We start from the raw sequence: 4,535 nt of genomic DNA, 5'->3' as shown, positions 1-4,535 counted from the left end.
GGGAAGAGTGCGGAGTGTCAATCCTTTATCCTCTATAATTTGAAATTAGGACACTATTAGGAATCATCAATCGTTAATGTTAGACCTTGATCACGTTTTTGAATTTTCTCGGAATTTAGAGTTAAATCTTCTTGTATTATTGCCTATTTTAGTTGCCCTAGAAGCCGTATTGTCTGCGGATAATGCCATTGCTTTAGCTTCTATTTCCTGTGGTTTAGAAGATAGCAAGCTTCAAAATAAAGCTCTAAATATTGGGTTATTTTTAGCATTTATTTTACGGATTATTTTGATTATTACGGCTACTTGGGTAATTAAATATTGGCAGTTTGAGCTATTAGGAGCGTTATATTTACTCTGGTTAGTTTTTCGATATTTTACCAAGAAAAATCAGGAAGAAAATTCAGAAGAAACCGTCCGTTATCATTCTTTTGGACAAGTCCTAGTCCTGATTGCTATTACAGATTTAGCCTTTTCTCTCGATAGTGTGACTGCTGCGATCGCTATTTCAGATCGAGCGTGGTTAGTGATTACCGGGGCAACGGTAGGGATTATTATTCTGCGATTTATGGCAAGTTTATTTATTCAGTGGCTAAAAGAATATGTCTATTTAGAAACAGCCGGATATTTAACGGTTGGTTTAGTGGGATTACGATTATTACTACGAGTAATTGATTCAGCGTTAGTCCCACCGGAATGGTTAATGGTTGTCCTGACCTTGAGTTTATTTGCTTGGGGATTTTCCCAACGAGTGACTGATTCTCCGAGTAATTCTTAATCGTTAACGGTTAACTCTCAATTGTTAACCGCTAACACCCTAAAAATTACTCAACTAACCAAGGTTTAATCGTGGGTTCCCAATTGGCTAATTCGGCATCACTAAACCATAAGCTGATTTCGTTTTGTGCGGTTTCAATGGCATCAGAACCATGAATAATATTGCGACCAATATTGATTCCAAAATCTCCCCGAATGGTTCCGGGTTCAGCGTTTAACGGGTTCGTCGCGCCGATCATTTTACGCGCAGAAGCTACCACACCATCTCCTTCCCAGACCATTGCCACAATTGGGCCAGAGGTAATAAAAGACACTAAATCCTTGAAAAAGGGTCTTTCTTTGTGGACTGCATAGTGTTTTTCTGCTAATTCCTGAGAGGGGATGAGCAGTTTCAAACCGACTAGGGTAAACCCTTTGGTTTCAAAACGCCGAATAATTTCGCCCACGAGTCCACGCTGAACGCCATCGGGTTTAATCGCAAGAAATGTCCGTTCCAAGGGAATCTCCTTAGTTGTCATTAAAGTTCACAATTTAGATTACCGTATCCCAGGTGACAGATTGCTAGTCATTCTTAACTTAACCCGTTAAACTGTCTGATGGTTGCTCAACGGCAAGGATAGAAAATATGGACGTCAACGCACTTACCCCCACAACACAAACACCCCAGGTTTCGACGGACTCCCCCAACGGAAAACCTCAAAAAACCTGGACAATTGAAGACAGTGAAAAACTCTATCGCATTCAAGGGTGGGGTGATCCTTATTTTTCCATTAATGCCGCAGGTCATATTACGGTTTCTCCCAAAGCCAACCGAGGGGGATCTTTAGATTTATTAAAATTAGTCGAATCTTTAAAAAGTCGCAATATTGAGTTACCGTTATTAATTCGGTTTCCTGATATTCTCGAAGATAGAATTGAACGATTAAATGCTTGTTTTGCTAAAGCGATCGCTCGTTATAGTTATCCAGGGGTTTATCGGGGGGTTTATCCGGTTAAATGTAATCAAGAACGGCATTTACTAGAAGATTTAGTCCGGTTTGGTCAACCCTATCATTTTGGTTTAGAAGCGGGTTCAAAGCCAGAATTATTAATTGCTTTAGCGTTATTAAAAAATCCCGATTCCTTGTTAATTTGTAATGGTTATAAAGACCAAGAATATATTAATACCGCCCTTTTAGCGCAACGGCTGGGACAAACGGCGATTATTGTTTTAGAACAAATTGAAGAAGTCGATTTAGTCATGGTGGCGAGTCAACAATTAGGGATTCGTCCGATTGTGGGAGTTCGGGCTAAATTAAGTACAAGAGGCGTGGGACGTTGGGGAGGATCAACGGGCGATCGCGCTAAATTTGGGTTAACGATTCCTGAAATTATGGAAGTTGTTGAAAAGTTGAAAAAAGCTGAAATGTTAGACAGTTTGCAACTGTTACATTTTCATATTGGTTCTCAAATTTCTTCCATTAGCGTCCTGAAAGATGCCCTACAAGAAGCCAGCCAAATTTATGTAGAATTAGCTCAATTAGGGGCAAACATGAAATATTTGGATGTGGGGGGTGGTTTAGGGGTTGATTATGATGGCTCTAAAACTAATTTCCATGCCTCTAAAAACTATAATATGCAGAATTATGCCAATGATGTAGTTGCGGAGGTTAAAGAAGCTTGTGAGGAGCGAAAATTACCAGTTCCTACATTAATTAGTGAAAGTGGACGAGCGATCGCATCCCATCAATCGGTATTAGTTTTTGATGTTTTAGGAACCAGTGATATCCCCATGGGAGAACCTCCGACTATTTCCGAAAAAGATCATCTAATTTTAAGAAATTTGGATGATACTTATCAATCTATTAATGAAGATAACTATCAAGAAGCGTATCATGATGCAACCCAATTTAAAGGAGAAGCCATTAGTTTATTTAATTTTGGTTATTTAAGGTTAAGTGATCGCGCTAAAGCGGAAAAACTCCATTGGGCTTGTTGTCGAAAAATCTTAGAAATCGTCAGAAATTCTGATTATATTCCCGATGAATTAGAAGACTTAGAAAAGATTATGGCTTCGATTTATTATGTCAATCTTTCGGTTTTTAAATCAGCGCCGGATACCTGGGCTATTGATCAATTATTCCCCATTCTACCGATTCATCGATTAGATGAAGAACCGACAAAACGGGCAACTTTAGCGGATTTAACCTGTGATAGTGATGGCAAAATTGATCAGTTTATTGATCTACGCGATGTCAAATATGTTTTAGAATTACATCCTTTAGAACATCCCTCAAATTCTGCTCAAAATCCCAATGAAAAACAACCCTATTATTTAGGAATGTTTTTAGCTGGTGCTTACCAAGAAATTATGGGAAATCTCCATAATTTATTTGGGGATACCAATGTTGTTCATATTAAACTCACCCCCCAAGGGTATCAAATTGAATCTGTAATTAGAGGGGATACCATGCACGAAGTCTTAGGTTATGTTCAATATGATACAGAAGATTTAATCGAAAGTATTCGTCGCCAAACTGAACAAGCATTGGAGCATAATCGCATTAGTTTAGAGGAATCTCAACTCTTATTACAAAACTACGAACGCAGTTTGCGCCGTTATACCTATCTGCATTAATCAAAGAATCACAAAGACACAAAAAAGAAGGTTGAAATCTTTTCTTTGTGTCTTTGTTGTTTATATCCCACATTCCGCAGATGGGGGCTAAATTTCCCAGTCATCCTTAGACAGATTTTGGGGTCAATTTTTTTATTCAATTACTTTTTTCGGGTAATAGATTATGAAAAGTTATATGGGGTTTCTGGAATAATCAAGAAACCCCATTTTTATTTTTTTAATTATGGAGTCCAGGTGGTTTGCGAACCCTGACCCCAGAACCCGTCATATTTCTTAACTTTGATATCCCCCAAAACTTTAACCTGACACGCTAAACGGCGCTGGTTCTTGGAGGAATGGGGAGGAAGAGAAAGACGAATTTTCTCTTTCCCTTGGGGTTCAGAGACTTCCCCTTCAATTTCGACGCAACACGTCCCACAGGTACCAAATCCATGACAGTTTATCAGGGAAGCTTGACCATTGTAGAGATCAACGCCATTCTCTAATAAGACTTTCCGCAGATTCGCACCCGGTTCGCAAGTGATGGTTTTTCCTTGAGCTTGAATTTGTACCATTTTTCCCTTAATAAAAGTTATGCAATGATTCTTAACTGAATTGTTACTTTTTTTCAAGATCAAAACTAGACTTTTAAAAGTAAAATAAGAGTTAAAAAGGAAAATATAGCTAACAGATTTATAATAATGTAGCAGTTAGAGAGCAGAACGCCACAATAACAATGTGATGGAATGCTGACATCTGCATCTCGATCATTCATCGATCTCATCTTGATTTGCGGGTGATCAAAATTATTGTTAACTGTTAAATTTACAAGCCATGACTCAACCGCTTTGGATCTACGATACAACCTTAAGAGACGGCGCACAACGAGAAGGATTATCCTTATCTTTGGATGATAAATTGCGAATTGCGCGTCAATTAGATAGTTTAGGAATTCCCTTTATTGAAGGAGGATGGCCCGGTGCGAATCCTAAAGATGTTCAATTTTTTTGGAAGTTACAAGAACAACCGTTAGTGCATTCTGAAGTTGTTGCTTTTTGCTCGACTCGACGACCGAATAGCCATGCGGAAGAAGATGATAATTTAAAAGCCATTTTATCGGCGGGAACCCTTTGGGTAACGTTATTTGGGAAATCGTGGGATTTGC

5 protein-coding genes are annotated in these 4,535 nt (G+C 38.6%); 3 read left to right on the top strand and 2 right to left on the bottom strand.

Annotated elements, in window-relative coordinates; all coding sequences use genetic code 11:
• Positions 1-76 precede the first annotated feature (76 nt).
• Entirely contained in the window at positions 77-775 is a 699-nt protein-coding gene (locus PL9214_RS10400; protein WP_072718763.1) for a TerC family protein, read from the top strand.
• Positions 776-821: 46 nt separating this feature from the next.
• Here PL9214_RS10400 and ndk read toward each other — a convergent pair whose 3' ends face one another.
• Positions 822-1,271 carry a nucleoside-diphosphate kinase gene (ndk, locus tag PL9214_RS10395; protein WP_072718764.1) on the bottom strand — a complete coding sequence of 150 codons (450 nt, stop codon included), beginning with the start codon at positions 1,269-1,271 and terminating at the stop codon, positions 822-824.
• A 128-nt stretch (positions 1,272-1,399) separates the two neighbouring features.
• Between ndk and speA the strand changes: the two genes are divergently transcribed.
• Positions 1,400-3,391: a biosynthetic arginine decarboxylase gene (speA, locus tag PL9214_RS10390; RefSeq protein ID WP_072718762.1), complete on the top strand. Its 1,992-nt coding sequence runs from the start codon at positions 1,400-1,402 to the stop codon at positions 3,389-3,391.
• Positions 3,392-3,612: 221 nt separating this feature from the next.
• Here the strand turns inward: speA and PL9214_RS10385 are convergent, their stop codons facing one another.
• Positions 3,613-3,945, bottom strand: coding sequence for a 2Fe-2S iron-sulfur cluster-binding protein (locus PL9214_RS10385; RefSeq protein WP_072718761.1), 333 nt, complete (start codon positions 3,943-3,945; stop codon positions 3,613-3,615).
• Between the two features lie 259 nt (positions 3,946-4,204).
• On the opposite strand from PL9214_RS10385, the gene PL9214_RS10380 reads away from it, so the two are divergent.
• Positions 4,205-4,535, top strand: a 331-nt coding sequence (locus tag PL9214_RS10380; protein ID WP_500690249.1) for a hydroxymethylglutaryl-CoA lyase-like TIM-barrel protein, incomplete at its 3' end; no start/stop codon positions are given.

Origin of the sequence: Planktothrix tepida PCC 9214 (assembly GCF_900009145.1) — a bacterium.
In the GTDB taxonomy this organism is placed as follows: Bacteria; Cyanobacteriota; Cyanobacteriia; order Cyanobacteriales; family Microcoleaceae; genus Planktothrix; species Planktothrix tepida.
The sequence above is the reverse complement of the archived record's forward strand: the minus strand, read 5'-3'. Positions and strand labels throughout refer to the sequence as shown.

Coding starts and splice junctions, on each gene's coding strand:
- PL9214_RS10400 (WP_072718763.1), top strand. CDS start 77: ATGTTAGACCTTGATCACGTTTTTGAATTTTCTCGGAATTTAGAGTTA.
- speA (WP_072718762.1), top strand. CDS start 1,400: ATGGACGTCAACGCACTTACCCCCACAACACAAACACCCCAGGTTTCG.
- PL9214_RS10385 (WP_072718761.1), bottom strand. CDS start 3,945: ATGGTACAAATTCAAGCTCAAGGAAAAACCATCACTTGCGAACCGGGT.